The sequence below is a fragment of the Stenotrophomonas maltophilia group sp. LNF247 genome (assembly GCF_054083135.1).
In genome coordinates, this window is sequence record NZ_JBSRQL010000028.1 from 1 (window position 1) to 26713 (window position 26713).

The window sequence follows — 26713 nt, forward strand, 5'->3', positions numbered from 1 at the left end:
CCTTCAGCACCGCCGCCTCATCCACGTCCGGCACCACTTCGGCACGCCCCATACCGCGCCACAGCACCAGGCGCAGGCGGCCGGCCACGTTCTTCTTGTCCAGGCGCATGCGGCCGAGCAGGGCCTGCGGGTCGAGCCCGGCCGGGATTGCCACCGGCAGGCCCAGGCGTTCCAGCAACGCCTGCAGGCGCACGCGGTCGGCATCGTCGGCCAGGCCCAGCTCGGTGGACAGCTTCGCCGCCAGCACCATGCCCACCGCTACTGCCTCGCCATGGTTCAGCGCATCGCGGCCGGGCGCGGAGTAGCCCTGCTCGGTTTCGATGGCATGGCCGAAGGTGTGGCCGAGGTTGAGCAGGGCACGTTCGCCCTTCTCGAACGGATCGCGCTCGACGATGGCGGCCTTGTGCCGGCAGCTGCGCGCGATGGCTTCGGCCAGAGAAGCATCCTCGCCGGCCAGCAGCGCATCGGCATGCTGCTGCAGCCATTCGAAGAACACGGCATCACCCAGCGCGCCGTACTTCACCACTTCGGCCAGGCCCGCACGCAGCTCGCGCGGCGGCAGGGTGGCCAGTACGCGGGTATCGGCGATGACCGCGCGTGGCGGATGGAAGGCGCCGACCAGGTTCTTGCCGGCCGGAATGTCGACCGCAGTCTTGCCACCGACTGACGAATCGACCATCGCCAGCAGGGTGGTGGGCAGCTGCACGCAGTCCACGCCACGCATCCAGCAGGCCGCGGCGAAGCCGGCGAGATCACCGACCACGCCGCCGCCCAGCGCGAACACGCAGGCATCGCGGGTGGCGCCGAGCGCAGCCAGCGCTTCGATCGCACGGCCGAATTCGGCCAGCGTCTTGGAGGCTTCGCCGGCGGCCAGCACGTGCTCGCCGACGATCAGGTCGGGGCGTGCGGCCAACAGCGTCTGCTTGGCCGACGCCAGATAGCGCGGAGCCACTTCGCTGTCGCTGAGCAGCAGCACATGGCGGCCGCGCACGTGTGAAACCAGTGCAGCGCCATCGGCCAGGGCACCGGCGCCGATGGTGATGGAGTAGGGGCGATCGCCGCCAACGGCGACCTGCAGCAGGGCGGGGGAAGTCATGTGGTCATGTCCTGGCGCTGCCATTGCGTGGCCAGCTTGACTACCAGTTGGGCAGTCGCGTCGGCAGCGGTATACGGGTCGGTATCGAGCGTGAGGTCGGCCAGTTCTCGGTACAGCGGGTCGCGCTGTGCGGCCAGATCATGCAGCACCTGCTCGCGGTCCGGGCGCTGCAGCAGCGGCCGGCCCTTGTCGCGGGCCAGGCGTTCCAGCTGCGCGGCCACGCCGACCCGCAGGTAGACCACGAAGCCGCGCCGGGCAATCAATGCGCGGTTGTCCGGATCCAGCACCGCTCCGCCGCCGGTGGAGACCAGTTGGCCGCGGCCTTCCAGCACACGGGCCAGGGCCTGGCGTTCATGGTGGCGGAAGCCGGCTTCGCCGGCGTGCTCGAAAATGGTCGGGATGCTGGCGCCGGCGGCGTCGACGATGGCCTGGTCGACATCGACGAAGTCCAGCGTGAAGCGCTCGGCCAGGCGGCGGCCGATGCAGGTTTTGCCGGCGCCCATCGGGCCGATCAGGATCAGGTTCGGAGCAGGATTCATGCCCTCTGATGCTAACACCTCCGTGCCCCGGCCTTTACGTCCTTCACGTCAGGGTAGGCGTTCCTGCGGGGTTTCCCGCGCCAACCGGAGTACAGGCCATGACGGTCGCCAAGGTCATCGAAATCACCGCCTCCTCGCCGAAGAGCGTGGAGGACGCCGTGCGCAGCGGTCTGAAGAAGGTCTCCGAGACGGTCAAGGGCATCCAGGGCGCCTGGGTGAACGAGACCAAGGTGGTGACCAATGGCAGCGGCGAAATCACCGAATGGCGGGTCAACCTGCGGGTGACCTTCCTGGTGGAATAGGCGCGCTCAGCGCACGTCCTGCACCTGTCGCTGGCCGTCCAGCACCACCACGTGGTCGGCCAGGGCGGGCAGGGCATGCAGCGCCTGGCGGCTGACCCGCTCGTAGTACTGCACGAAGCGCTCCAGCTGTGGCCGGCTCATGCCGTGCCGGCCCGGCTGCGCGGCCTGCAGGTTCTGCTCCTGCTGCCAGCGCCAGCGCGGTACCACCGAGAAATCCGGCGGCTGCAGGAACCACAGGCGGTCGCAGCGCTGCCACAGCGCCGGGTAGTCGCGGGCCAGCACCTGGTTGCACCAGCGCCGCCAGCGACCATCGGCGTCGGCTTCGCGCTCCAGTGCGTTCAACGGGCTGTCCAGCGCGGCGTCATCCTGCGCCGGCGTGCCCAGGAACCAGCCTTCGAACACCAGCAGGTCGAGGGGCTGCTCGATACGCGGCCATTGCGCTTCGTGCACGCGTTCGTCGGCCAGCTTGTCGAAGCGGGGCATCGCCAAAGGCTGGCGTGCGGTTACGGCGTCGAGCACCGCGTGGGCCAGCGTCAGGTCGTGGGTGCCCGGCGGGCCGCGCGTGATCAGCAGCGGATGCACCTGGCGGGCCAGCCGTTGGCGCTGTGCGCGGGTGAGGTAGACATCATCGATGGACAGCGTGGCTGCGTTCAGGCCGCGCGACTGGGCGCGGGCCACCACCTGCGCGGCCAGCGTCGATTTGCCGCTCCCCTGCAGGCCGCTGATCGCCAATACTGGAACTGCTGCGCCGCTGCCCAGTGCATCGTCCAGCACCTGTTCGGCCAATGTTTCGGGGAATCCTTTCACCTGGGGCATATACGCAGCAGCGGCCATGCAGCCACAATAGCCCAATCCGTGTGAGAAGAACGCAATCATGAGCGACCTGTACGCAGAAGCCCTGTCCACGTTTGCCGCCCTGTTCGAAGAGGCCAGGCAGAGCCGCGAGGTCGAGCCGAACGCGATGACGGTGGCGACCGCCGATACGCAGGGCCGTCCCTCGGCGCGCACCGTGCTGCTGAAGGCCTTCGACGAGCGCGGCTTCGTCTTCTATACCCACCTGGACAGCCACAAGGGCCGTGAGCTGCAGGCCAATCCGCAGGCCGCGCTGTTGTTCCTGTGGCGCAGCCTGCGCGAGGCCGGCATCCAGGTACGCATCGAGGGCCGTGTCGAGCAGGTCGCCGATGCTGAGGCCGACGCCTATTTCGCCAGCCGCCCGCGCATGAGCCAGATCGGCGCGTGGGCCTCGCAGCAGTCGAAGACGCTGGCAACGCGCGAGGAATTCGATGCGCGCGTGGCCGAGGTCGAAGCGCGCTTCGAAGGCAAGGACGTGCCGCGCCCCGACGGCTGGAGCGGCCTGCGCGTGGTGCCTGACCGCATCGAGTTCTGGTACGGCGCGCAGTTCCGCCTGCACGAACGCTGGTGCTATGAAGCCGGCGCCGAAGGGCGCTGGAGCAAGCGCCTGCTGTATCCGTAAGTCAGGGCGGTGCCGGGCTGCTGTAGAGCCGAGCCCATGCTCGGCTGTTGTCCCTGCAGAAGCAGCCGAGCATGGGCTCGGCTCTACAAACCTTCCGCACGCAGCCACCGCCACAGCGTGGTGCGTGAGACGCCCAGCGCCTGTGCCATGCCTTCGCGGTCATTGCGGTGTTCCTGCAGCAGCGCCTCCAGCTGCGCACGCGGCGGTCGCTTGCCGTTGCTTTCCACTGGCAGTGCCGCGACGCCTTCCTTAACCAGCTCAGGCGCCAGCTGCAGCAGTCGCGCGGCATCAATCAGCCCTTCACCGGGTTGCCAGTGGATGCGTAGTCGATCCACCAGATTGCGCAGTTCGCGCACGTTTCCGGGCCACTGGGCTGCGCTCAGCACCGCCAGTGCATCCTCATCCAATGGCGCGTCGATCCCTCGCAACTGGCGGAAGAAGTGCTGCGCCAGCAGCGGGATGTCGCTGCGCCTTGCACGCAGCGGCGGCAGGGTGATGCGCAGCGCCGCCAGCCGGTAGTACAGGTCGCGGCGGAAGCTGCCGGTCGCTGCGCGCTGCTCCAGCGATTGCAGGGTGGCGGCGACCACGCGCAGATCGACCGGCGTCGGTTCGGTGGCGCCCACGCGCAGCACTTCGCGTTCTTCCAGTACGCGCAGCAGGCGGGTCTGCAGCGGCAATGGCAATTCACCGATCTCATCCAGGAACAGGGTGCCACCGTCGGCCGCTTCGACCAGGCCCACGCGGCCGCCGCGACGCGCGCCAGTGAAGGCGCCATCGCTGTAGCCGAACAGTTCGGCTTCCAGCAGCGATTCGCTGATGGCGCCGCAGTTCAGCGCGACGAAGCGCCCGCGACGGCCGCTGGCGGCGTGCAGCTGCCGCGCCACCAGTTCCTTGCCGGTGCCGGTTTCGCCGGTGACCAGTACGGTGCTGTCATGTGGGGCATACAGCGCGATCTGCGCGCGCACCTGTGCCATGGCTTCGCTGTCGCCGAGCAGTTCAGGCGCGTCTGCACGCGCTGCAGGGCGTCGGCGCGGGGCGGCGTGGTTGCCACCGGAGCGGGCCAAGGCCTGGGTCAGCTCCAGTGCATGTTCGAACGCCTGCCGCACCGAGTCGGCCGAATAGAGCAGTACCCCCGGCAGGCCGGCCTGTTCGGCGTGGTCGATGGCCATGCCGGTGCCGACGATCACTTCGATACCGTTGGCACGCAGGTCGGCAATGCAATCGCGCGCGTCCTCGCGGGTGACGAAGCGACGGTGTTCGATGTCCAGGCCGAAACTCTGCTGGAAGTTGCTGAACACCGGCACGTCGCTGGCGTGGGTGACCAGGCCGATGCGGCTGGCGATCCGCCGCGCACGCGCCAGCGCTTCCATCAGGTCGAAGCCGTTGGCCTGGATCGGAACCAGCGGCAATTCCAGCCGGCCACGCAGCCAGGCCGCATTGGAGCCGCCGGCGATGACCACATCGCAGTGTTCGCGGCGCAGGCGCCGGCCGATCACCTCCACCGCTTCCTCGAAGCCGAGGTTGATTTGCTCGATGCGCGCGCGGCGGTCGAATTCGGGAATGACATCGCCGAGCAGGCCGGTCAGGCGCGAGACGCTGACCGTCCAGATCACCGGACGGCCGGGGTCGGCATCGGCGTGGCGCAAGGGCGAGCGGGGCAGGTACATGACGGCATCGGGAGGGCGGATGTTTCATGATACATCTGTTTCAGTGTTTCATATGTTTCATTGATGCGCGCCGGTCATCCCAGTGAAATCAACGGCTTGCAGCTTGGCATGGTGCTTGCGCTTCCCTATCCCGTTCTCCAACCTGGATTGCCGCATGACTGCTTCCGCCCCTTTTTCCGCCGGTGCCCGCTTCCGTGAGGCGCTGGCTGCCGAATCGCCGCTGCAGGTGATCGGCGCGATCAACGCCAACCATGCCCTGCTGGCCAAGCGCGCCGATTTCCGTGCCATCTACCTGTCCGGTGGCGGTGTCGCCGCGGGCTCGCTGGGCCTGCCGGACCTGGGCATCAACACCCTGGAAGACGTGCTGGTGGACGTGCGCCGCATCACCGATGTCTGTGACCTGCCGCTGATGGTCGACATCGACACCGGCTTCGGCCCGAGCGCGTTCAACATCGCGCGCACCGTGAAGTCGCTGATCAAGGCCGGCGCGGCCGCCTGCCACATCGAGGACCAGGTCGGCGCCAAGCGCTGCGGTCACCGTCCGGGCAAGGAGATCGTCTCGCAGGGCGAAATGGTCGACCGCGTGAAGGCCGCCGCCGATGCCAAGACCGATCCGGAGTTCTTCCTGATCGCGCGTACCGACGCCATCCAGGTGGACGGCGTGGACAAGGCCATCGAGCGCGCCATTGCCTGTGTCGAGGCCGGTGCCGATGGCATCTTCGCCGAGGCCGCCTACGACCTGGATACCTACCGCCGCTTCGTCGACGCGGTGAAGGTGCCGGTGCTGGCCAACATCACCGAGTTCGGTGCCACCCCGCTGTTCAGCCGCGATGAGCTGGCCTCGGCCGGCGTCGCCATCCAGCTGTTCCCGCTGTCCGCGTTCCGCGCCGCCAACAAGGCGGCCGAGAACGTCTACCAGGCGGTGCGTCGCGACGGCCACCAGCGCAACGTGGTGGAAACCATGCAGACCCGCGAGGAACTCTACGACCGCATCGGCTATCACGCTTTCGAGCAGCAGCTCGATGCGCTGTTCGCCGCCAAGAAATAAGCAGTACCCTGCACCATCAAGTTTCGGAGGGAAACATGAACGATACGACCGCAAACCCGACCTTCAAGCCGAAGAAGTCCGTCGCCCTGTCCGGCACCGCTGCCGGCAACACCGCGCTGTGCAGCGTGGGCCGCAGCGGCAACGACCTGCACTACCGTGGCTACGACATCCTGGACCTGGCCAACACCAGCGAGTTCGAGGAAATCGCCTACCTGCTGGTGCACGGCAAGCTGCCGACCCGCGCCGAGCTGGTTTCGTACAAGGCCAAGCTGAAGTCGCTGCGTGGCATTCCGGCCGCAGTCAAGGCCGCGCTGGAAGAACTGCCGCCGTCGGCGCACCCGATGGACGTGATGCGCACCGGCGTGTCCGTGCTCGGCTGCGTGGCGCCGGAGAAGGATGACCACAACCATCCGGGCGCGCGTGACATCGCCGACAAGCTGATGGCCTGCCTGGGTTCGATGCTGCTGTACTGGTACCACTGGAGCCACAACGGCCGCGCCATCGACGTGGAAACCGATGACGATTCGATCGGCGGCCACTTCCTGCACCTGCTGCACGGCGAGAAGCCGCAGGAGTCGTGGGTGAAGGCGATGCACACCTCGCTGATCCTGTACGCCGAACATGAGTTCAACGCCTCGACCTTCACCTGCCGCGTCATCGCCGGTACCGGCAGCGACATGTACAGCGCGATCTGCGGTGGCATCGGTGCGCTGCGTGGGCCGAAGCATGGCGGCGCCAACGAAGTGGCGTTCGAAGTGCAGAAGCGCTACGACAACCCGGATGAGGCCGAGGAAGACATCAAGGCCCGCGTCGAGCGCAAGGAAGTGGTGATCGGTTTCGGCCACCCGGTGTACACCGTGTCCGATCCGCGCAACAAGGTGATCAAGGACGTGGCCCGCGAGCTGTCCGAAGAGCAGTCGAGCATGAAGATGTACGACATCGCCGAGCGCCTGGAGTCGGTGATGTGGGACATCAAGAAGATGTTCCCGAACCTGGACTGGTTCAGCGCCGTCAGCTACCACATGATGGGCGTGCCGACCGCGATGTTCACCCCGCTGTTCGTGATCGCCCGCACCGCCGGCTGGAGCGCGCACATCATCGAGCAGCGCATCGACGGCAAGATCATCCGCCCGAGCGCCAACTACATCGGGCCGGAAGACCGCGACTTCGTCGCCATCGACAAGCGCGTCTGATCCACCTGCTGTATCCATCCGGCCGGCCACATGCCGGCCGGGTGCTTTCGCCGCCGCACCGCCGGCACCCGGCCCGCCCCAAGCATTCCGCCAGCCCATGAATACCGATTACCGCAAAAACCTCCCCGGCAGCGCGCTGGATTACTTCGACGCGCGCGCCGCCGTCGATGCGATCCAGCCCGGCGCCTACGCCACCCTGCCGTACACCTCGCGCGTGCTGGCCGAGAACCTGGTGCGCCGCTGTGAACCGGCCCGGCTCAGCGATTCGCTGAAGCAGTTGATCGAGCGCCGCCGCGACCTCGACTTCCCGTGGTTCCCGGCGCGCGTGGTCTGCCATGACATCCTTGGCCAGACCGCGCTGGTCGACCTGGCCGGCCTGCGTGATGCGATCGCCGACAAGGGCGGCGACCCGGCCAAGGTCAACCCGGTGGTGCCGGTGCAGTTGATCGTCGACCACTCGCTGGCGGTGGAGTGCGGTGGTTACGATCCGCAGGCGTTCGAAAAGAACCGCGCCATCGAGGACCGCCGCAACGAAGACCGGTTCCACTTCATCGACTGGACCAAGCTGGCGTTCCAGAACGTGGACGTGATTCCGCCGGGCAACGGCATCATGCACCAGATCAACCTGGAGAAGATGTCGCCGGTGATCTACGTGCAGGACGGCGTGGCCTTCCCCGACACCTGCGTGGGCACCGACAGCCACACCCCGCACGTGGATGCGCTGGGTGTGATCGCCATTGGTGTGGGCGGCCTGGAAGCGGAGAACGTGATGCTCGGTCGTGCCTCGTGGATGCGGCTGCCGGACATCATCGGCGTCGAGCTGACCGGCAGGCCGCAGCCGGGCATCACCGCCACCGACGTTGTGCTGGCGCTGACCGAATTCCTGCGCAGGGAGCGCGTGGTCGGCGCGTACCTTGAATTCTTCGGCGAGGGGGCGGCGGCACTGACCATCGGTGACCGCGCCACCATCTCCAACATGTGCCCCGAATACGGCGCGACCGCCGCGATGTTCTACATCGACGGGCAGACCATCGATTACCTGCGCCTGACCGGCCGCGAGGAATCGCAGGTGGCGCTGGTGGAGAACTACGCCCGCACCACTGGCCTGTGGGCTGACGACCTGGCCACCGCGCAGTACGAGCGCGTGCTGCGCTTCGACCTGTCCAGCGTAGTACGCAACATGGCCGGCCCGTCCAACCCGCACAAGCGCGTGGCGACCGCCGAGCTGGCCGAGCGCGGCATCGCCGACGAGGCCAAGCTGGCAGCGGGCAAGGCCGAGCAGGCACAGGGCCTGATGCCCGATGGCGCGGTGATCATCGCCGCCATCACCAGCTGCACCAACACCTCCAACCCGCGCAACGTGATCGCCGCAGCACTGTTGGCGCGCAAGGCCAACGAACGTGGCCTGCTGCGCAAGCCGTGGGTGAAGTCCTCGTTGGCGCCCGGCTCGAAGGCGGTGCAGCTGTACCTGGAAGAGTCCGGCCTGCTGCCTGACCTGGAGCAGCTCGGTTTCGGCATCGTCGCCTTCGCCTGCACGACCTGCAACGGCATGAGCGGTGCGCTGGACCCGAAGATCCAGCAGGAAATCATCGACCGTGACCTGTACGCCACGGCCGTGCTGTCGGGCAACCGCAATTTCGATGGCCGCATCCACCCGTACGCCAAGCAGGCCTTCCTGGCCTCGCCGCCGCTGGTGATCGCCTATGCCATCGCCGGCACCGTTCGCTTTGATATCGAGAAGGACGTGCTGGGCGTGGACGCCGATGGCAACGAGGTGCGCCTGAAGGATATCTGGCCGAGCGATGCCGAGATCGACGCGGTGGTGAAGGCCTCGGTGAAGCCCGAGCAGTTCCGCAGGGTCTACAACCCGATGTTCAACGTGCGCGTGGAGAACGGTGCCGCAGTCAGCCCGCTGTACGACTGGCGCCCGCAGAGCACCTACATCCGCCGCCCGCCCTACTGGGAGGGTGCACTGGCCGGTGAGCGCACACTGGCAGGCATGCGGGCGCTGGCGGTGCTGCCGGACAACATCACCACCGATCACCTGTCGCCGTCCAACGCGATCCTGGCGTCCAGTGCCGCCGGCGAATACCTGGCGAAGATGGGCCTGCCGGAAGAGGACTTCAATTCCTACGCTACCCACCGCGGTGACCACCTGACCGCACAGCGCGCCACCTTCGCCAACCCGAAGCTGTTCAACGAAATGGTGCGCAACGACGATGGCAGCGTGAAGCAGGGTTCGCTGGCGCGCGTGGAGCCGGAAGGCAAGGTGATGCGCATGTGGGAAGCGATCGAGACCTACATGGAGCGCAAGCAGCCGCTGATCATCATCGCCGGTGCCGACTACGGCCAGGGCAGCTCGCGTGACTGGGCCGCCAAGGGCGTGCGCCTGGCAGGTGTGGAAGCGATCGTGGCCGAAGGCTTTGAACGCATCCACCGCACCAACCTGATCGGCATGGGTGTGCTGCCGCTGGAGTTCAAGCCGGGCACCACCCGCCTGACCCTGGGCATCGACGGCACCGAGACCTTCGACGTGATCGGCGAGCGCACCCCGCGCGCCGACCTGACGCTGGTCATCCACCGCCGCGACGGCCAGGACGTGATCGTGCCAGTGACCTGCCGCCTGGACAGCGACGAGGAAGTGGCGATCTACGAGGCGGGTGGCGTGCTGCAGCGCTTTGCCCAGGATTTCCTGGAAGGCGCCAAGGTGGCGTAAGACATCCGACGGCCCGGCAACGGGCCGTCTTTCTTTGCAAGGAACACATCCATGACCTTCCTCCCGCAACTCCGTATTCCCGCCACCTACATGCGTGGCGGCACCAGCAAGGGCGTGTTCTTCCGCCTGCACGACCTGCCCGAAGCCGCGCAGGTGCCAGGTGCCGCACGCGATGCGCTGCTGATGCGCGTGATCGGCTCGCCCGATCCGTATGGCAAGCAGACCGATGGCATGGGCGGTGCAACGTCCAGCACCAGCAAATGCGTGATCATCTCCACCGCTTCTGTGCCGGACCACGATGTGGACTACCTGTACGGCCAGGTCTCGATCGATACCGCCTTCGTCGACTGGAGCGGCAACTGCGGTAACCTCAGCACTGCGGTCGGCCCGTTCGCGATTGCCAATGGCCTGATCGATCCCGCCCGCGTGCCGCGCGATGGCCTGTGCACCGTGCGCATCTGGCAGGCCAACATCGGCAAGACCATCATCGCGCACGTGCCGATGCGCGATGGCGAAGTGCAGGAGACCGGTGATTTCGAGCTGGATGGCGTGACCTTCCCGGCGGCCGAGATCCAGCTGGAATTCATCGATCCGTCCGATGATGGCGATGCGGGCGCGATGTTCCCGACCGGCAATCTGGTGGACACCTTGGATGTGCCCGGCGTGGGCAGCTTCGAGGTGACCATGATCACGGCCGGGATTCCGACCATCTTCCTCAATGCGGCCGACCTGGGCTACACCGGCACCGAGCTGCAGCCTGCAATCAACGAAGACAAGGCGGCGCTGCAGAAATTCGAGGCCATTCGTGCTTACGGCGCGCTGCGCATGGGCCTGATCCCGAAACTGGAAGACGCCGCGACCCGCCAGCACACGCCGAAGGTGGCGTTCGTTGCACCGGCTCAGGACTACGTGTCGTCCAGTGGCAAGGCGATTCCGGCGTCGGCCATCGACCTGCATGCGCGCGCGTTGTCGATGGGCAAGCTGCATCACGCGATGATGGGTACCGCCGCCGTAGCGATCGGTACCGCCGCGGCGATTCCGGGCACGCTGGTCAATCGCGCCGCCGGTGGCGGCGAACGCGAAGCGGTTACGTTCGGTCATCCCTCGGGCACGTTGCGCGTGGGTGCGCAGGCAGGTCTCGTTGACGGCCAGTGGACAGTGACCAAGGCCATCATGAGCCGCAGCGCCCGCGTGCTGATGGAAGGCAAAGTGCGGGTGCCGGCCGAGTGATGCGTTGGTAAACGCCAACCAAGGTTGGCGACTACCGGGCCGCAGAGATCGATTGCTTTGGTAGATGCCAACCTTGGTTGGCATGGTGCACGGGCAACCGTGCACCGCAACGAGGAGATCGACGATGTCCGACAGCCACACCCCATCCAACGAGCGTGCAGCGTGGGATGCGCTTCTGGTGGACATCGTCGATTACGTGCGCGACGTACGCATCGACTCACCGCTGGCGTTCCAGACCGCGCATCACTGCCTGCTTGATACGCTGGGCTGCGGCCTGGAAGCGCTGTCCTTCCCGGCCTGCAGCAAGCTGCTCGGTCCACTGGTGCCGGGCATCAGCGTGGTCAACGGCGCGCGCGTGCCGGGTACGCACTACGTGCTGGACCCGGTGCAGGCCGCCTTCAACCTCGGCGCAATGGTGCGCTGGCTGGATTTCAACGACACCTGGCTGGCTGCCGAGTGGGGCCATCCTTCCGACAATCTCGGCGGCATCCTGGCTGTTTGCGACTGGCTGGGGCGCAACGCGCAGGCCCTGCGCCGCCCGCCGCCGACCGTGCACGACGTGCTGCTGGCGATGATCAAGGCGCACGAGATCCAGGGCGTGCTGGCGCTGCAGAACTCCTTCAACCGGGTCGGGCTGGACCACGTGGTGCTGGTCAAGGTGGCCACCACGGCCGTGGTCGCGCAGTTGCTCGGGCTGGACCGCGAGCGCATGCTCAATGCGCTGTCGCTGGCCTGGGTCGATGGCCAAGCGCTGCGCACCTACCGGCACGCTCCCAACACCGGCTCGCGCAAGAGCTGGGCGGCCGGCGATGCGACCAGCCGTGGCGTGCGCCTGGCGCTCATGGCGGCCAATGGCGAGATGGGCTATCCCAGTGTGTTGAGCGCGCCGACCTGGGGTTTTGAAGCGGTATCGATGCATGGCGAGGCGCTGACGCTGGCGCGACCGCTGGGCAGCTACGTGATGGAGAACGTGCTGTTCAAGATCAGCTACCCGGCCGAGTTCCATGGCCAGACCGCGGTGGAGGCGGCGATCACGCTGCACCAGCAGTTGCGTGCGATGGGGCGTCGGGTCGAGGACATCGCGCATATTGCGATCAGGACCCAGGAAGCCTGCATCCGCATCATCGACAAGCAGGGCCCACTGCATAACCCGGCCGACCGCGACCACTGCGTGCAGTACATGGTCGCCATCGCGCTGCTGCACGGGCGGTTGACGGCCGAGGATTACGAGGACGACGTTGCCGCCGACCCGCGCATCGACGCACTGCGCGCGAAGATGGCCTGTCATGAGGATCCGCAGCTCAGCGCCGATTACCTGGACCCGGGCAAGCGCAGCATCGCCAACGGCCTGAGCGTGCGCTTCACCGATGGCACCGCGCTGCCGGAGGTGCTGGTGGAGTACCCGCTGGGCCACGCGCGCCGTCGCGAGGAAGGCATTCCGCTGCTGATGGACAAGTTCCGCCGGCACCTGGCCCACCGCTTCCCGACAGTCCAGCAGCAGCGCATCTGGGCCGCTTCACTGGACCCGGTGGCGCTGGCCGCGATGCCGGTGACCGACTACGTGGACCTGTACCTGCCGGGGTAGTTTGATCGGTAGTGCCGGCCGCTGGCCGGCAATCCCATCCAACCTGCCATGCCGGTTGCCGGCCAGCGGCCGGCACCACCCGCACCCGCGGCAATTGCCGAAATCGCGTCAACACCTTGACGCGGCCTGCCTATAATGGCCACCTCGATCAAGGAGTGACGACATGAGCGGTCCGGCACGGCGGAAGCGGTGGGGATGGGCGGCGGCGGTACTGGCAGGAGGCCTGTTGCTGGGCCTGGCCGGCTGCCGCAACGACAGCGGGCAGTTGCCCAAGGCCAGTGGCGAGGCGATCACCACCAAGGCCGAGCAGGTGAAGGAATTCACCCTTCTGCGCGCCTACCCGGACCAGAAGAATGACGGCCTGTCGCTGGCGCTGGAGTTCTCGCGCCCGCTGGTCGGCACCCAGGATTTCGACACGCTGGTGCGCTTCGAGGAGAAGGTCGGCACCGACGACAGCAGCTGGACGCTGTCCGATGACGGCCTGACCCTGCGCTACCCGTTCGTCGAGGCCGGCAAGGAATTCAGCCTGGTGGTCTCGCCGGACCTGCTGGCCGCCGATGGCAGCCGGCTGGGCAAGGAACTGAAGCAGAAGGTGTTCAGCGGCGAGCTGAAGCCGGTGGTTGGGTTCGCCTCGCAGGGCAGCGTGCTGCCGGCCAAGGACAGCCGTGGCCTGCCGGTGGTCTCGGTGAACGTGCCGGAAGTGGACGTCGAGTTTCTGCGCGTGCGCGAGAAGGACCTGCCGACCTTCTTCAGCCAGTACCAGCGCGGTGGCCGCCGTGGCAGCTGGGAGCTCAGCAGCGACTACGAGCGCAGCCCGATCAACAAGCTGGCCGAGCCGGTCTACGTCAACCGCTTCATCCTTGGCGGCAAGCAGAACGAGCGGGTGCTGACCTACCTGCCGACCCAGGACATCAAGGAACTGCAGGAGCCGGGCCTGTACTTCGCACTGCTCAAGCGCACCGGCGACTATGAGGGCGAATTCGATACCGCGTTCTTCTCGGTCAGTGACATCGGCCTGCACACCCGCGCCTACAAGGACAAGCTGTTCGTGCATACCGCCGGTCTCAAGGACGGCGCGCCGCTGAAGGGCATCGACCTGCGCGTGCTCGACGCCAAGGGCGAGGTGGTGCTGAAGGGCAGCACCGACGGCAACGGCAATGCGCTGCTGAACTACACCCTGGATGCCACCCACGTGCTGGTCGCCAGCAGCGGCAAGGACACCAGCTTCCTGCCGTTCAACCAGCCAGCGCTGGACCTGAGCGAATTCGCCGTGGCCGGCCGCGACAACGCATGGTTCGATGTCTATGCCTGGTCCGGCCGCGACCTGTACCGCCCGGGCGAGACCGTGCGCCTGTCCGCGCTGCTGCGTGACAACGATGGCAAGCCGGTCAAGGCGCAACCGGTGTTCCTGCGCCTGAAGCAGCCCGACGGCAAGACGTTCCGCGAGACCCGCCTGCAGCCAGGCGACCAGGGCTACATCAATTTCGAGCAGGTGATCCCCGCCGAGGCGCCGACCGGGCGCTGGCAGGTCGAGTTCCGCACCGACCCGGCCAGCAAGGAAGCGATCCAGGGCATGACCCTGCGCATCGAGGAGTTCCTGCCCGAACGCATGAAGCTGGACCTGGACAGTGCGCAGAAGACGCTGAAGCCGGGTGAGGACCTGCGCCTGCAGGCCAATGGTGCCTACCTGTATGGCGCACCGGCCGATGGCAACCGCTTCACCGCACGCATGGCGGTGGCCGCCGAACAGAAGCCGGTGGACGGCCTGCCGGGCTATTTCTTCGGTGACCCGACCCTGCAGCTGCCGCGCGAGGCCAAGGACGTGATCGATACCGCGCTGCCGGCCAATGGCCAGCTGCGTGAGGATGTGGCGTTGCCGGAAGAGGCGGCCAAGGCCAAGGCACCGATCGCCGTGGTGCTGTCCGGCAGCCTGTATGAAACCGGTGGCCGCACGGTCACCCGGACCCTGAAGCGGGTGATGTGGCCGGCCAACGCGCTGGTCGGCGTGCGGCCGCTGTTCAACCCCGACGATGGTGCTGATTCCAACGGCAACGCACGCTTCGAACTGATGCGCGTGGATGCCGCCGGCACACCGCAGCCAGCCAAGGGCCTGAAGATCACCCTGGTGCGCGAGCTGCGCGACTACCACTGGACCTTCAACGACAACCGCTGGGACTACGACTTCACCCGCCGTTTCGAGAACAAGGAAACGCGCACCGTCGATGCCGGCGGCAGCGCGGTCGCCTTCGATTTCCCGGTGGAGTGGGGCGAGTACCGCGTGGACGTGTTCGATCCGTCCACCGGCCTGACCAGCCGCTACCCGTTCCGCGCCGGCTGGAGCTGGGGCGATGACAACCGCGGCCTGGACGCGCGCCCGGACAAGGTCAAGCTGGGCCTGGACAAGACCGGCTACAAGGCCGGCGACACCCTGGAAGTGACGGTGACCCCGCCGCATGCCGGCAAGGGCATCCTGATGGTCGAGACCGACCGCATGCTGTACGTGCAGGACATCGAGGCCAAGCCGGGTTCGACCTTCAAGATTCCGGTCACCGCTGACTGGGAACGCCACGACGTCTACATCACCGCGCTGGTGTTCCGTGGCGGCAGTGCGCCGAGCAAGATCACTCCGGCCCGTGCCGTGGGTGTGGTGCATGTGCCGATGGACCGCAAGGGCCGCACCGTGGCCGTCGGCCTGGCCGCGCCCAAGCAGATGCGCCCGGAGCAGGACCTGCCGGTGACGGTCAGCGCACCACAGTTGGCCGGCAAGATGGCGCACGTCACCGTCTCGGCGGTGGACGTGGGCATCCTCAACATCACCCGTTTCCCGGTGCCCGACGCCGGCGCGCACTTCTTCGCCCAGCGTCGCCTCGGCATCGATGCCTATGACATCTACAGCCGGGTGATCGAGAGCTTCGATGGTGGCAGCGGCAAGCTGAAGTTCGGTGGCGACATGGCACTGCAGGCATTGCCGCAGGCCAAGCGCCCGACCGCGCGCGTGCAGACCGTGGACCTGTTCTCCGGCCCGGTGCAGCTCGATGCCAAGGGCAATGCCCGCATCCGCCTGAAGGTGCCGGATTTCAACGGCACCCTGCGGGTGTCGGCGCTGGTCTACAGCGATGACCAGTACGGCAAGCGCGACGTGGAAACCATAGTACGCGCGCCGATCCTGGCCGAAGCCAGCATGCCGCGCGTCCTGGCCCCGGGCGACCGCAGCACCGTGACCCTGGACGTGCAGAACTTCACAGGCAAGCCGGGGCAGTTCAACGTGAAGGTGGAAAGCGAGGGCCCGTTGAACTTGGGTGAGGGCAGCCGCAGCGTGCAGTTGAATGCCGATGCCAAGACCACGCTGAGTTTCCCGCTGTCCGCGCGTGAGGGCCACAGCGTGGCCAAGGTGCGGGTGCGGGTGGACGGCAACGGCTTCAAGGCCGATCGCCGTTACGACCTGCCGGTGCGTGCGGCGTGGCCGCAGGTGCTGCGTTCGCAGGTGCGTACGCTCGATCCGCTGGCGGCGGTCAGCCTCGACAACAGCCTGACCGATGGCCTGATGTCGGAGTCGGTCAATGCCCGCCTGCTGGTCAGCCCGCTGCCGCCGATTCCGTTCGCCAGTGCACTGCAGGGCGCGCTGAATTATCCATATGGCTGTGCCGAGCAGACCACCAGCAAGGGCTACGCGGCGCTGATCCTGGACCAGGCGACGTCGTCGATGCTCGGTGCCGACGGCCTGGATGCCAAGACCCGTCGCGAGCGCATGGAAGGTGCGTTCGGTCGCCTGGCGTCGATGCAGGTGGCCAACGGCAACTTCTCGATGTGGGGTGACGACGGCTACGTGAACCCGTGGCTGACCCCGTACATCGCCGAGTTCCTGCTCGACGCCAAGGATGCCGGTTTCGCGGTGCCCGACAACGTGCTGCAGAAGGCGCTCAACCGGCTTAGCGAGGATCTGCTGTCCGGCGGCAACCAGTTCTACGGCCAGGACGACCGCGAGAAGCTGAAGTTCGCCAACCAGGCCTATTCGGGCTACGTGCTGGCCCGGGTCAACCGTGCACCGCTCGGTACCCTGCGCACGCTGTACGACAACGAGCGCAGCAAGGCGGTGGGCGGCCTGTCGCTGGTCCATCTGGGCGTGGCGTTGTCGCTGCAGGGCGATGCCAAGCGTGGCCAGGCCGCGCTGGCGGCGGCCTTCGCCAAGTCCAGCAGCGAGCGCCCGTCGTACTTCGGCGACTACGGCAGTGCGATCCGCGATGACGCGCTGATGATCGCGCTGACCCACGAGAACAAGCTGGCCAAGCCCGCCTGGGACGCACGTGCGGTCGATCTCGGCCGTGGCCTGGATGCCCGTCGCAATGCCGGCTGGATGTGGCTGAGCACGCAGGAACAGGTGGCGATTGCACGTCTTGGCAAGGCGCTCGCCGCCAACCAGAAGGCGCTGGTGGCCGGAGAGCTGGTGATCGGTGGCAACACCGAAGCCATCGGCGAGCGCAAGTTGTTCGGCCGCAACTTCAGCGCCAGTGAGCTGGCCAGCGGTGTGCGCTTCACTCCGCAGGGGCAGCCGCCGATGTTCGCCAGCATCGACGTGGCCGGCATCCCGCGCAGCGCACCGGCGCCGGACAACAGCGTGCTGGGTATTGAACGGAGCTACTTCGGTACCGATGGCAAACCGTGGTCGCCGCGACCTCTGAAGGAAGGCGAAGCACTGATCGTGCGCGTCACCGTCACCGCCGACACCACGATGCCCGATGCGCTGCTGACCGACCTGCTGCCGGCGGGCCTGGAGATCGAGAACTTCAACCTGGGCGACGCCAAGCAGTGGGCCGATGTGGTGGTCGATGGCATCACCATCAGCGACCGCGGTGAAGCGGCCGATACCAAGCACGAGGAGTTCCGCGACGACCGCTACGTGGCTGCGCTGAAGCTCTCGCGTGGCAGCAAGGCCAACGTGTTCTACCTGGTGCGCGCGGTGACCCCGGGTACCTACTCGGTGCCGCCACCGCTGGTGGAGGACATGTACCGGCCGCAGCTGCGCGGCGTTGGCCGCAGCAACCCGACCACGATCACGGTGGTACAGCCGTGACCGCGCGGACGGGCCGCGACGGCGCGGCCCGTCCTGCTGGCAACCTGCAATGAAGAACAGGATGACGACCCGGCTGGCAGCCCTGCGCCGCCGGCTGCAGCCTCTGTGGCCGTGGCTGCGCTGGGGCATGGCCGCCACGCTGGCGCTGCTGCTGGTGCTGGATTTCGCCTTCCCGCCCCCGCTGCCGAAGCAGCGCGAAACCAGCACTCTGGTGGTGGCCGCCGACGGCACGCCACTGCGTGCGTTCGCCGATGCCGAGGGCGTGTGGCGTTATCCTGCCTCGATCGACAGCGTCTCGCCGCTGTACCTGCAGGCGTTGCTGACCTACGAAGACCGCTGGTTCTGGCGCCATCCGGGGATCAACCCGGTGGCGATGCTGCGTGCCAGCGGCCAGCTGCTGCGCGGCGGCCGCATCGTGTCCGGCGGTTCGACCCTGACCATGCAGGTGGCGCGCATCCTCGACCCGCACTCGCGCACGCCTTGGGGCAAACTCAAGCAGATGCTGCGCGCGGTGCAGCTGGAAGTGCATCTGAGCAAGCAGCAGATCCTGGCCCTGTATCTGGAGCGCGCGCCTTACGGCGGCACCATCGAGGGCGTGGAAGCGGCCAGCTGGGCCTACCTGGGCAAGCCGGCGGCGCAGCTGTCGCATGCCGAGGCCGCGTTGCTGGCGGTGCTGCCGCAGGCGCCAAGCCGGCTGCGCCCGGACCGCCATCCGGAAGCGGCGCAGAAGGCGCGCGACAAGGTGCTGTCACGCATGGCCGAACTGGGTGCGTGGACGCCGGAGGAAGTGGATGACGCGCGCATCGAGAACGTGGTGGCGCGCTCGCTGCGGCCGCCGCTGCATGCGGCACTGCTGGCGCAGCGACTGCATTCAGCGCAGCCGGGCAAAGCGCGCATCCAGAGCAGCATTGATATCGGCCTGCAGCGCACGCTGGAAGAGCGCGTGGCCAGCTACTTCTCGACGCTGCCAGAACGCACCTCGGCCGCCCTGCTGGTGGTCGACAACCAGACCCTGCAGGCACGTGCCTATGTGGGCACCCTGTCCTTCGGCGACCGCCAGCGGCTCGGCCACGTGGACATGGTGCAGGCCTGGCGCTCGCCGGGCTCCACGCTCAAGCCGTTCCTGTATGCGATGGCGCTGGATGATGGCCTGATCCATTCGGAAAGCCTGCTGGTCGATGCGCCGCAGAGTTTCGGCAGCTACCGCCCCGGCAACTTCGACATGGCCTTCAACGGGCCGATCGGCGCGTCCAGCGCTTTGCGGTTGTCACTGAACGTGCCCTCGGTGGACCTGCTGCAGCGGGTCGGCGCCGCGCGCTTCGCTGCACGTCTGTCGCACGCGGGCATCCAGCTGCGCTTCCCGCCAGGCAGTACGCCCAATCTGTCGCTGATCCTGGGCGGCACCGGCGCGCGGTTGGAAGACCTGGTCGGCGCGTTCGCCGCGCTCAACCGCAACGGCATCGCCGGGCGCGTGCGCTACACCGATGACGAGCCGATGATAGAGCGGCGCCTCGCTTCGCCCGGCGCCAGCTGGATCGTGCGCGAGATGCTGGAATCGAATCCGCGGCCGGGGTACAGCGTCGGGACGTTCGATGTCGGTGGCCGCCCGCGCGTGGCGTGGAAGACCGGCACCAGCTACGGGTACCGCGATGCGTGGGCGATCGGCAGCACCCGCCACTACACCGTGGGCGTGTGGGTGGGCCGGCCGGACGGCACACCGCTACCGGGCCAGTACGGCGCGGTGACCGCGCTGCCGTTGATGTTCGAGGTGGTGGACAGCCTGCCGCGCCAGCGCGGTGACTCGGCCGCTGCGCCGATGCCGGCCAGTGTCAGCCAGGAAGATGTCTGCTGGCCCACCGGCGAACGTGCCGAGGGGCTGCCCACGGCACTCTGCCAGCGCAGGATGCCGGCTTACCTGCTTGATGGCGCCGCACCGCCGACCTTCCCCGAACGCGAGGCACGGCGCTGGCAACCAGGTCGGCAGCGCTACCTTGCCGACGCGCGTACCGGGCTGCGCGTGTCGGCCGATTGCCGCTTGCCGCACGAAGAAGTCGCGCGCGAGATCGCGCGCTGGCCAGCGTTGCTGTCGCCATGGCTGTCCAAGGCCACGCGCGAAGCCTCGCAGCTCCCGGCGCTGTCGCCGGACTGCCGTGATGATGGCCGCGAGGCCAGCGTTGCGCTGCACATCGATGGGCTCAACGATGGCGCCACGCTGGCGCGCGCGCCGAATTCGGAACATGGCGTACGCCTGCAGCTGCGCGCGCTGGGCAGCGAGCAGGCGGTGGAGTGGCTGCTGGATGGACGCTGGATTGCACAGACCCACGGCGCGCAGCTGATGCAGCGAGAGTTCGCCGAACCCGGCACGCACACCCTGACCGCGTTGGCAGCCGACGGCGCCTGGACGCAGGTGCGGTTCAACGTCCTGCGCTAGATGCCGACCTTGGATGGCACTTCCCGCATGTTGTCACGCTGCTGTAGAGCCGAGCCCATGCTCGGCTGCTCCTGCGACGTGCGTGTAGCGGTCAGCCGAGCATGGGCTCGGCTCTACAACGCCATAGATGGCAGCGATCGCGTGGCGTAGCGACTACTCCCCGATCCACCCATCCAGCAGGTCGGCGAACTCGTCGGCGTGCTCTTCTTCCTGCGCCAGGATCTCTTCAAGGATGCGCTTGGTGGTGGTATCGCGGTCACCGATGAAGTTGATCATCTCGCGATAGCTGTCGATGGCGATGCGCTCGGCCACCAGGTTCTCGCGCACCATGTCGCGCAGGTCGCTGCCTTCCTTGTATTCGGCGTGCGAACGCGCGGTCAGCGTATCCGGGTTAAGATCCGGCTCGCCGCCCAGCTGGACGATGCGCTCGGCCAGCTTGCCGGCATGCGCCTGCTCCTGCTGTGCATGCTCGAGGAACTCGGCTTTCACCGCGTCGGCCAGCATGCCCTTGGCCATGAAGTAGTGCCGGTAGTAGCGCAGAACGCAGACGTACTCGGTGGCCAGTGCGTCGTTGAGCAGCTTGATCACCACCTCGCGGTCAGCGCTGTAGCTGTCGGTGATCGCACCATCTTCGATGTTGCGCCGGGCGCGTTCGCGCAGGGTCTTGCGGTCGCTGATGCCGGCAATTTCCGCGGCGGGCTTGCTGGCTTTGGCTGGCTGCGTGGACATGGCTGGCCGTTTCCTTCTGCGGTGGGGAATCAGGTGGGGAGATGCTCCAGCACGTACTCGGCCGAAGACACTTCGAACTGGCCGGGCTGTTCAACCCAGGCCTCTCGAACTACGCCGTCGTCGACGTACAGGGCAAAACGACGCGAGCGGATTCCCATGCCCGACGCGCTCGCATCAAGCTCCAGACCCAAGGCGCGGGTCAGCTCGGCATTGCCGTCGGACAGCATCAGAAGGCCGTCGGGCACGCTCTGGTCGGCGGCCCAAGCCTTCATCACGAACGGGTCGTTGACGGCCATGCAGTAGACGTCGATGCCGCGCTGGCGGAAGGCCTCGAACCTATCGACGTAGCCGGGAAGGTGACGTGCCGAGCACGTCGGGGTGAACGCGCCGGGCACGGCGAACAGCACCACCTTGCGCGCATCGAACAACGAATGCGTATCAAGCGTTTCAATGCCCTCGCGGATGCGCTTGAGGGTCACTTCCGGAATGCGGTCGCCGACATGGATGGTCATGGGAACTCCTTGCTGGGGCAGGCTAGTGGGCCGGATGGGAGAGGGGCGTCAAGACATTGGAAACCCGGTGTGCAGGCCCCATCTTCCGGCTTTGTGGCAGGGGCTTCCAGCCACAGCGTGGCGCACGGGGATGGCAGCCGCATTGCGCAGGATCAGTCGGCCTCACCGGGGCCGCACGAGGGGCGGCGTAGCCTCGCAGGCGCGTAGAATGAACCCGGGGCGGCGCCACCGGCGCGGCCGAAGCGAATCGAGGTAGCTGGATGGAATTCAAGGATTACTACGCCACCCTGGGGGTGGAACCGAGCGCGGGCGAGGCGGAGATCAAGACCGCCTACCGCCGGCTGGCACGCAAGTACCACCCGGACGTCAGCAAGGAGGCCGGGGCCGAAGACAAGTTCAAGGCGGTCAACGAGGCCTACGAGGCGCTGCGTGATCCGGAAAAGCGCGCGGCCTACGACCAGCTGCGCGCGCAGGGCTATCGCCCGGGCGAGGAGTTCAACGTGCCGCCGAACTACGGCGGCGCCGGTGGTTTCAATTTCGAGGAAGTGTTCGGTGGCGGCGGCCCCAACGGCGGCTTCAGCGACTTCTTCGAAAGCCTGTTCGCGCGCCAGCGCGGTGGAGCGGGCGCGGGGGGCGGTCCGGGCTTCAGCAGCCAGGGCCATGCGCCCAACCGCGATACCCGCGCCAAGCTGTCGGTGCCACTGGAAGCGGCCTACAGCGGCGACAGCCTGCGCATCACCGTCAACGGCAAGCAGCTGGACGTGCGCGTGCCCAAGGGCATCCGCCCGGGCCAGGTGATCCGCCTGGCAGGGCAGGGCAACCATGGCGGCAATCTGCTGCTGGAGGTGGAATACGCCGCCCACCCGCAGTTCGAGGTCGATGGTCGCAACATCCTCTATACGCTGCCGCTCACGCCGTGGCAGGCCGCGCTGGGCACCAGCATCAGCGTGCCGACCCTGGGTGGTGCGGTGGAACTCAAGATTCCGGCCGATTCCGATGCCGGCCGCAAGCTGCGCCTGCGTGGCCGTGGCCTGCCGGGCAGCCCGGACGGCGACCAGATCGTCGAAATCGAGATCGTGGCCCCGGCTGCGACCGATGAGGCTCAGAAGAAGGCGTACCGCAATCTGGCCAAGGCGTTCGGCGAGACCATTTGAAGGTGGTGCCGGCCGCTGGCCGGCAACTTCATTGCCCTGGACGGTGATGCGTGGTTGCCGGCCAGCGGCCGGCAACACCGCGCGCGTCTCAGCCCTGGCCCGCGAACACGCGCTCCAGCACCTCGGACAGCTCGTCCTCCGAGAACGGCTTGGTGATGTAGGCCTTGGCGCCCTGGCGCATGCCCCACATGCGGTCGGTGTCCTGGTCCTTGGTGGTCACCAGGATCACCGGGATATGCCGGGTCGCCTCGTCGCGGGCGAGGGTACGGGTGGCCTGGAAGCCGTTGAGGTTGGGCATCACCACGTCCATCAGGACCAGGTCGGGCAGCTCGGCCTTGGCGGTTTCGACCCCGGCGGCGCCATCGGTGGCGGTCAGGATCTGGTGCCCGAGCTTCTCGACGATGCGCTGTATCCCCAACAGCTGCGACGGTGAGTCGTCGACGATCAGAATGCGTGCCATGTTGTTCCCCATGTAATGCCCGCAGTGTAGTGCGGGCCCATTACCGGCGGGAGGGCCACGTCTGCCGTCCGTCGCCTGCCTGCGACGTTCAGTCGATCCGTACCACGGTGCGACCCAGCGAACCGCCCGCCAGCATCCGTTCGAATACGGCAGGAAGGCCATCGAGGCCGACTTCGGCGGTGCAGATGCGGTCCAGGTGCTGCGGCTTCCAGTCACTACCCAGCCGCGACCACACTTCCTCACGCAGTCCGCGTGGCGCATTGGCCGAGGACACGCCCAGCAGCGAGACACCGCGCAGGATGAACGGCATCACCGTCATGCCCAGCGTCGGACTGGCTGCCAGGCCGGCACTGACGACGCTGCCGTAGGGCACGGTCTGCGCCAGCAGGCTGGCCAGCATGTCGCCTCCGGCATTATCGAGGCCACCCCCGAAGCGGGCCGACTGCAGCGCGCCGGTGTCGGCCAGCGCGTCGCGCGGCAGTACCTCGGTGGCGCCGATGCTGCGCAGGAATCCTGCCTGGTCCGGCTTGCCGCTGACCGCGTGCACGCTGTAGCCGGCACGGCTGAAGATGGACAGCGCCAGCGCACCGACACCGCCGCTGGCACCAGTGACCGCCAGCGGGCCGAGTTCCGGGGTCTGCCGGTTGTCCTGCATGCGCAGCAGGGCCAGCGCCGCAGTGAAGCCGGCGGTGCCCAGCACCATCGCCTCGCGTGGGGTCAGCCCGGCCGGCTGGGCGATCACCGCGCGCGATTCCAGCCGCACGTACTGGCTGTAGCCGCCGTCGCGGGTCTCGCTGAGGCCGCAGCCGGTGGCCAGCACCGCGTCGCCTTCACGCCAGTCCGGGTCCGTGCTGGCGACCACGGTGCCGGCCACATCGATGCCGCCCACCAGCGGGAAGCGGCGCAGGATCTTCCCTTTTCCAGTACCGGCCAGCGCGTCCTTGTAGTTGACCGAGGACCAGTGGGCGCGGATCAGCACCTGGCCGGGGTTGAGGTCGTCGACCCCGAGCCGGACCAGGCCGCTGCGATAGCCGGCGTCGTCGTTTTCGATGCGGAAGGCGGTGAACGGGGTGGTGGGGGCCATCGGCGTTGCCTGACTTCGAGGAAAACGCCACCTTACCCCGTTGCCCCCCTTTCGATCCTGCCGATCCGCCCCATCTTGTATGATCGGTGATGGTTTCACGGCTGGCGGTGCGGGAAGGGCCCGCGCCGCAGCCCAAATCTTGATGGAGCGTGCATGGCCTGGAATACACCCGGCGGCAACAAGGGCGGACAAGGCCCCGAGGACAATCGACGCGGGCCGTTCGGGTCACGCGGCGGTGGCAATGGTGGTGGCTGGGGCGGTTTGCCCGGGCCGCTGAAGGACCTGTTCGACGGCGGCATCGTGCGTTGGGTGGTGGCAGCCGTGGTGCTGCTGGTGCTGTTCTCCAGCTTCCAGCTGATCGGCGAACAGCAGCGCGGTGTGGTGCTGCGCTTCGGCCAGTTCTCGCGCATTCTGCAGCCCGGCCCGAACTTCAAGCTGCCCTGGCCGATCGAATCGGTCACCAAGGTCAATGCCACCGAGATCAAGACGTTCTCGATCCAGGTGCCGGTGCTGACCCGCGACGAGAACATCGTCAACGTCTCGCTGAACGTCCAGTACCGCATCGACGACCCGCAGCAATACCTGTTCGGCACCGTGGATGCCAACCAGGTGCTGGAGCAGTCGGCGCAGAGCGCCGTGCGCGAGGAAGTTGGCCGCGCCGACCTCAACGCCGTGCTGAACAACCGTGGTCCGCTGGCCGTCGCCGCCGAGGAGCGCCTGCAGGCGCTGCTGAAGGCGTTCAAGACCGGCCTGACCGTGACCGGCCTGACCCTGCAGGACGCCCGTCCGCCGGAGGAAGTGAAGCCGGCCTTCGACGAGGTCAACGGTGCCCAGCAGGTCAAGGAACGCCTGATCAACGAGGCCCAGGCCTATGCCGCCAAGGTCGTGCCGGAAGCCCGGGGCCAAGCCTCGCGCGCCCGTACCACTGCCGAAGGCTACAAGCAGGCCGTGGTGTCCAAGGCCGAGGGTGACGCGCAGCGCTTCAGCCTGTTGCAGGCCCAGTACAAGGACGCTCCGGAAGTGACCCGCAAGCGCCTGTGGCTGGAGACCGTGCAGCAGGTGCTGAGCGAGAACCGCAAGGTGATCGGTGGCGATGGCCGCCAGCTGATCTACGTGCCGATGACCGGCGATACCCGTCCCAGCACGTCGGCTCCGGCCGCAGTGGCCAACCCGGACGTGGTGATGCCGTCGCTGCCGGGTGCAGCGGCGGAAGCTTCCCGTGATCCGGGCCGGCCGGTGGGCCGCCCGACCGGGCGACCGAGCGGCCGTGAGGAGGGCAGCCGATGAAAAGTCCTATCTGGATCGCCGTGATCGTGGCGGTGGTGCTGGGCCTGCTCGGCTCGGTGTACGTGGTCCGTGAGGACCAGACCGCCATGGTGCTGAACCTGGGCAAGGTGGTGCGTTCGGACATCAAGCCGGGCCTGCACTTCAAGGTGCCGGTGGTGGAAACGGTGAAGGTCTTCGACCGCCGCTTCCAGGTGCTCGACACTGCGCCGGCGCGCTACTTCACCGCCGAGCAGAAGGACGTCAGCGTCGACTTCTTCGCCATCGGCTACATCTCCAACGTGGGTGACTACTTCCGTGCCACCGGCGGCGACCCGCGTGTGGCCAACGCCCGCCTGGCGCCGATCATCACCGACTCGCTGCGCAACCAGATCAACTCGCGCACCCTGCAGCAGCTGGTGTCCGGCGACCGCAGCGAGCTGATCGCCGAGCAGCTGAAGGGCATCAACGAAGCGGTGGCTGGCCTGGGCATGCAGATGATCGACCTGCGCATCAAGCAGGTGGACCTGCCGACCGACAGCCAGGTGATCAACGACGTGTACGAGCGCATGCGCGCCCAGCGCAAGCAGGAAGCGGCCAAGCTGCGTGCGGAGGGCGAGGAGCAGTCGCTGACCATCCGTGCCCAGGCCGACCGCGACAGCACCGTGCTGATCGCCGAGGCCGAGCGTGATGCGCAGCGCCTGCGCGGTGAAGGCGATGCCGAGGCGGCCCGCATCTATGGCAAGGCCGGCTCGGCCGATCCGTCGTTCTATGCGTTCTACCGCAGCCTGGAGGCCTACCGTGGCTCCATGACCGACGGCAATGGCGTGATCGTGCTCGACAAGAACGACCCGTTCCTGCAGTACCTGAAGAACGACCGCTGAGGTCGCAGGGCAGTACCCCACGGGGCCCGGCCAGACGCCGGGCCCCGTGCTTTTTCCGGAGTTCCCGATGAAAGATCTGTTTGCCGCCGTCTGCCTGGTCGCGGTGCTGGAAGGCCTGTTCCTGTTCGTCGCCCCGTTCGCCTGGAAGCGCATGGCCGAACGCCTGCTGGACCTGCCCAGCCCGGCCCTGCGCAGCTTCGGTGGGCTGGTGCTGCTGGCCGGCCTGAGCCTGCGGTGGTGGGCGCGGCATTGAGAGGGTAGTGCCGGCCGCTGGC

The 26713-nt window shown here is 67.4% G+C and carries 21 protein-coding genes; 13 read left to right on the forward strand and 8 right to left on the reverse strand.

The window, feature by feature from the left end; all coding sequences use genetic code 11:
- Positions 1 to 1096, reverse strand: a 1096-nt coding sequence (gene aroB, locus ACTXG9_RS18720) for a 3-dehydroquinate synthase (RefSeq protein ID WP_457654812.1), incomplete at its 3' end; no start/stop codon positions are given.
- Positions 1093 to 1635: a shikimate kinase gene (locus ACTXG9_RS18725; protein WP_111102331.1), complete on the reverse strand. Its 543-nt coding sequence runs from the start codon at positions 1633 to 1635 to the stop codon at positions 1093 to 1095. The genes ACTXG9_RS18725 and aroB, both read right to left, overlap by 4 nt.
- Before the next feature lie 98 nt (positions 1636 to 1733).
- On the opposite strand from ACTXG9_RS18725, the gene ACTXG9_RS18730 reads away from it, so the two are divergent.
- On the forward strand, positions 1734 to 1937 hold the full coding sequence (locus tag ACTXG9_RS18730; protein ID WP_005410663.1) for a dodecin family protein: 204 nt from the start codon (positions 1734 to 1736) through the stop codon (positions 1935 to 1937).
- A 6-nt stretch (positions 1938 to 1943) separates the two neighbouring features.
- Here the strand turns inward: ACTXG9_RS18730 and ACTXG9_RS18735 are convergent, their stop codons facing one another.
- Positions 1944 to 2771, reverse strand: a complete 828-nt coding sequence (locus ACTXG9_RS18735; RefSeq protein WP_021204427.1) for a D-glycerate 3-kinase — start codon at positions 2769 to 2771, stop codon at positions 1944 to 1946.
- A 40-nt stretch (positions 2772 to 2811) separates the two neighbouring features.
- Here ACTXG9_RS18735 and pdxH point away from each other — a divergent pair, with 40 nt between their 5' ends.
- Positions 2812 to 3411, forward strand: coding sequence for a pyridoxamine 5'-phosphate oxidase (gene pdxH, locus ACTXG9_RS18740; protein WP_019660049.1), 600 nt, complete (start codon positions 2812 to 2814; stop codon positions 3409 to 3411).
- 83 nt (positions 3412 to 3494) lie between these two features.
- Here pdxH and prpR read toward each other — a convergent pair whose 3' ends face one another.
- Positions 3495 to 5078, reverse strand: coding sequence for a propionate catabolism operon regulatory protein PrpR (prpR, locus tag ACTXG9_RS18745; RefSeq protein WP_456115846.1), 1584 nt, complete (start codon positions 5076 to 5078; stop codon positions 3495 to 3497).
- Between the two features lie 154 nt (positions 5079 to 5232).
- Between prpR and prpB the strand changes: the two genes are divergently transcribed.
- From prpB to pbpC, 7 genes are all read left to right on the forward strand, one after another.
- Positions 5233 to 6126 carry a methylisocitrate lyase gene (gene prpB / locus ACTXG9_RS18750; protein ID WP_188250375.1) on the forward strand — a complete coding sequence of 298 codons (894 nt, stop codon included), beginning with the start codon at positions 5233 to 5235 and terminating at the stop codon, positions 6124 to 6126.
- 35 nt (positions 6127 to 6161) lie between these two features.
- Positions 6162 to 7319 carry a bifunctional 2-methylcitrate synthase/citrate synthase gene (gene prpC, locus ACTXG9_RS18755; protein WP_065199938.1) on the forward strand — a complete coding sequence of 386 codons (1158 nt, stop codon included), beginning with the start codon at positions 6162 to 6164 and terminating at the stop codon, positions 7317 to 7319.
- 97 nt (positions 7320 to 7416) lie between these two features.
- A complete protein-coding gene (gene acnD / locus ACTXG9_RS18760) occupies positions 7417 to 10035 on the forward strand; it encodes a Fe/S-dependent 2-methylisocitrate dehydratase AcnD (protein WP_456115845.1) in 2619 nt (872 codons plus the stop codon).
- 51 nt (positions 10036 to 10086) lie between these two features.
- Positions 10087 to 11265, forward strand: coding sequence for a 2-methylaconitate cis-trans isomerase PrpF (gene prpF / locus ACTXG9_RS18765; RefSeq protein ID WP_111098802.1), 1179 nt, complete (start codon positions 10087 to 10089; stop codon positions 11263 to 11265).
- A gap of 124 nt (positions 11266 to 11389) precedes the next feature.
- Positions 11390 to 12850, forward strand: coding sequence for a bifunctional 2-methylcitrate dehydratase/aconitate hydratase (locus ACTXG9_RS18770; RefSeq protein WP_111102334.1), 1461 nt, complete (start codon positions 11390 to 11392; stop codon positions 12848 to 12850).
- Between the two features lie 163 nt (positions 12851 to 13013).
- A complete protein-coding gene (locus ACTXG9_RS18775) occupies positions 13014 to 17921 on the forward strand; it encodes an alpha-2-macroglobulin family protein (protein ID WP_111102335.1) in 4908 nt (1635 codons plus the stop codon).
- A 49-nt stretch (positions 17922 to 17970) separates the two neighbouring features.
- Positions 17971 to 20352: a penicillin-binding protein 1C gene (gene pbpC, locus ACTXG9_RS18780; RefSeq protein WP_456115760.1), complete on the forward strand. Its 2382-nt coding sequence runs from the start codon at positions 17971 to 17973 to the stop codon at positions 20350 to 20352.
- A 153-nt stretch (positions 20353 to 20505) separates the two neighbouring features.
- Here the strand turns inward: pbpC and ACTXG9_RS18785 are convergent, their stop codons facing one another.
- On the reverse strand, positions 20506 to 21081 hold the full coding sequence (locus tag ACTXG9_RS18785) for a ferritin-like domain-containing protein (protein ID WP_019660039.1): 576 nt from the start codon (positions 21079 to 21081) through the stop codon (positions 20506 to 20508).
- A 29-nt stretch (positions 21082 to 21110) separates the two neighbouring features.
- Positions 21111 to 21593, reverse strand: a complete 483-nt coding sequence (locus ACTXG9_RS18790) for a redoxin family protein (protein ID WP_456115761.1) — start codon at positions 21591 to 21593, stop codon at positions 21111 to 21113.
- Between the two features lie 260 nt (positions 21594 to 21853).
- Here ACTXG9_RS18790 and ACTXG9_RS18795 point away from each other — a divergent pair, with 260 nt between their 5' ends.
- Positions 21854 to 22747, forward strand: coding sequence for a DnaJ C-terminal domain-containing protein (locus tag ACTXG9_RS18795; RefSeq protein ID WP_021204418.1), 894 nt, complete (start codon positions 21854 to 21856; stop codon positions 22745 to 22747).
- A gap of 88 nt (positions 22748 to 22835) precedes the next feature.
- On the opposite strand, the gene pilH is transcribed toward ACTXG9_RS18795, so the two are convergent.
- Both pilH and ACTXG9_RS18805 read right to left on the reverse strand, forming a co-directional pair.
- On the reverse strand, positions 22836 to 23207 hold the full coding sequence (gene pilH / locus ACTXG9_RS18800) for a twitching motility response regulator PilH (RefSeq protein WP_005410644.1): 372 nt from the start codon (positions 23205 to 23207) through the stop codon (positions 22836 to 22838).
- A gap of 88 nt (positions 23208 to 23295) precedes the next feature.
- A complete protein-coding gene (locus ACTXG9_RS18805) occupies positions 23296 to 24291 on the reverse strand; it encodes a YhdH/YhfP family quinone oxidoreductase (RefSeq protein ID WP_180832161.1) in 996 nt (331 codons plus the stop codon).
- A gap of 153 nt (positions 24292 to 24444) precedes the next feature.
- Between ACTXG9_RS18805 and hflK the strand changes: the two genes are divergently transcribed.
- The 3 genes from hflK (at position 24445) to ACTXG9_RS18820 (ending at position 26691) form a co-directional block, all read left to right on the forward strand.
- Positions 24445 to 25578, forward strand: coding sequence for an FtsH protease activity modulator HflK (hflK, locus tag ACTXG9_RS18810; RefSeq protein ID WP_005410642.1), 1134 nt, complete (start codon positions 24445 to 24447; stop codon positions 25576 to 25578).
- Complete coding sequence (hflC, locus tag ACTXG9_RS18815; RefSeq protein WP_019660037.1) at positions 25575 to 26438, forward strand: protease modulator HflC; 864 nt, start codon at positions 25575 to 25577, stop codon at positions 26436 to 26438. Before hflK ends, hflC begins: the two co-directional genes overlap by 4 nt.
- A gap of 67 nt (positions 26439 to 26505) precedes the next feature.
- The gene (locus tag ACTXG9_RS18820; RefSeq protein WP_457654813.1) at positions 26506 to 26691 is read left to right on the forward strand and encodes a DUF2065 domain-containing protein; all 186 of its coding nucleotides are present in this window, start codon (positions 26506 to 26508) and stop codon (positions 26689 to 26691) included.
- Positions 26692 to 26713: the final 22 nt, after the last annotated feature.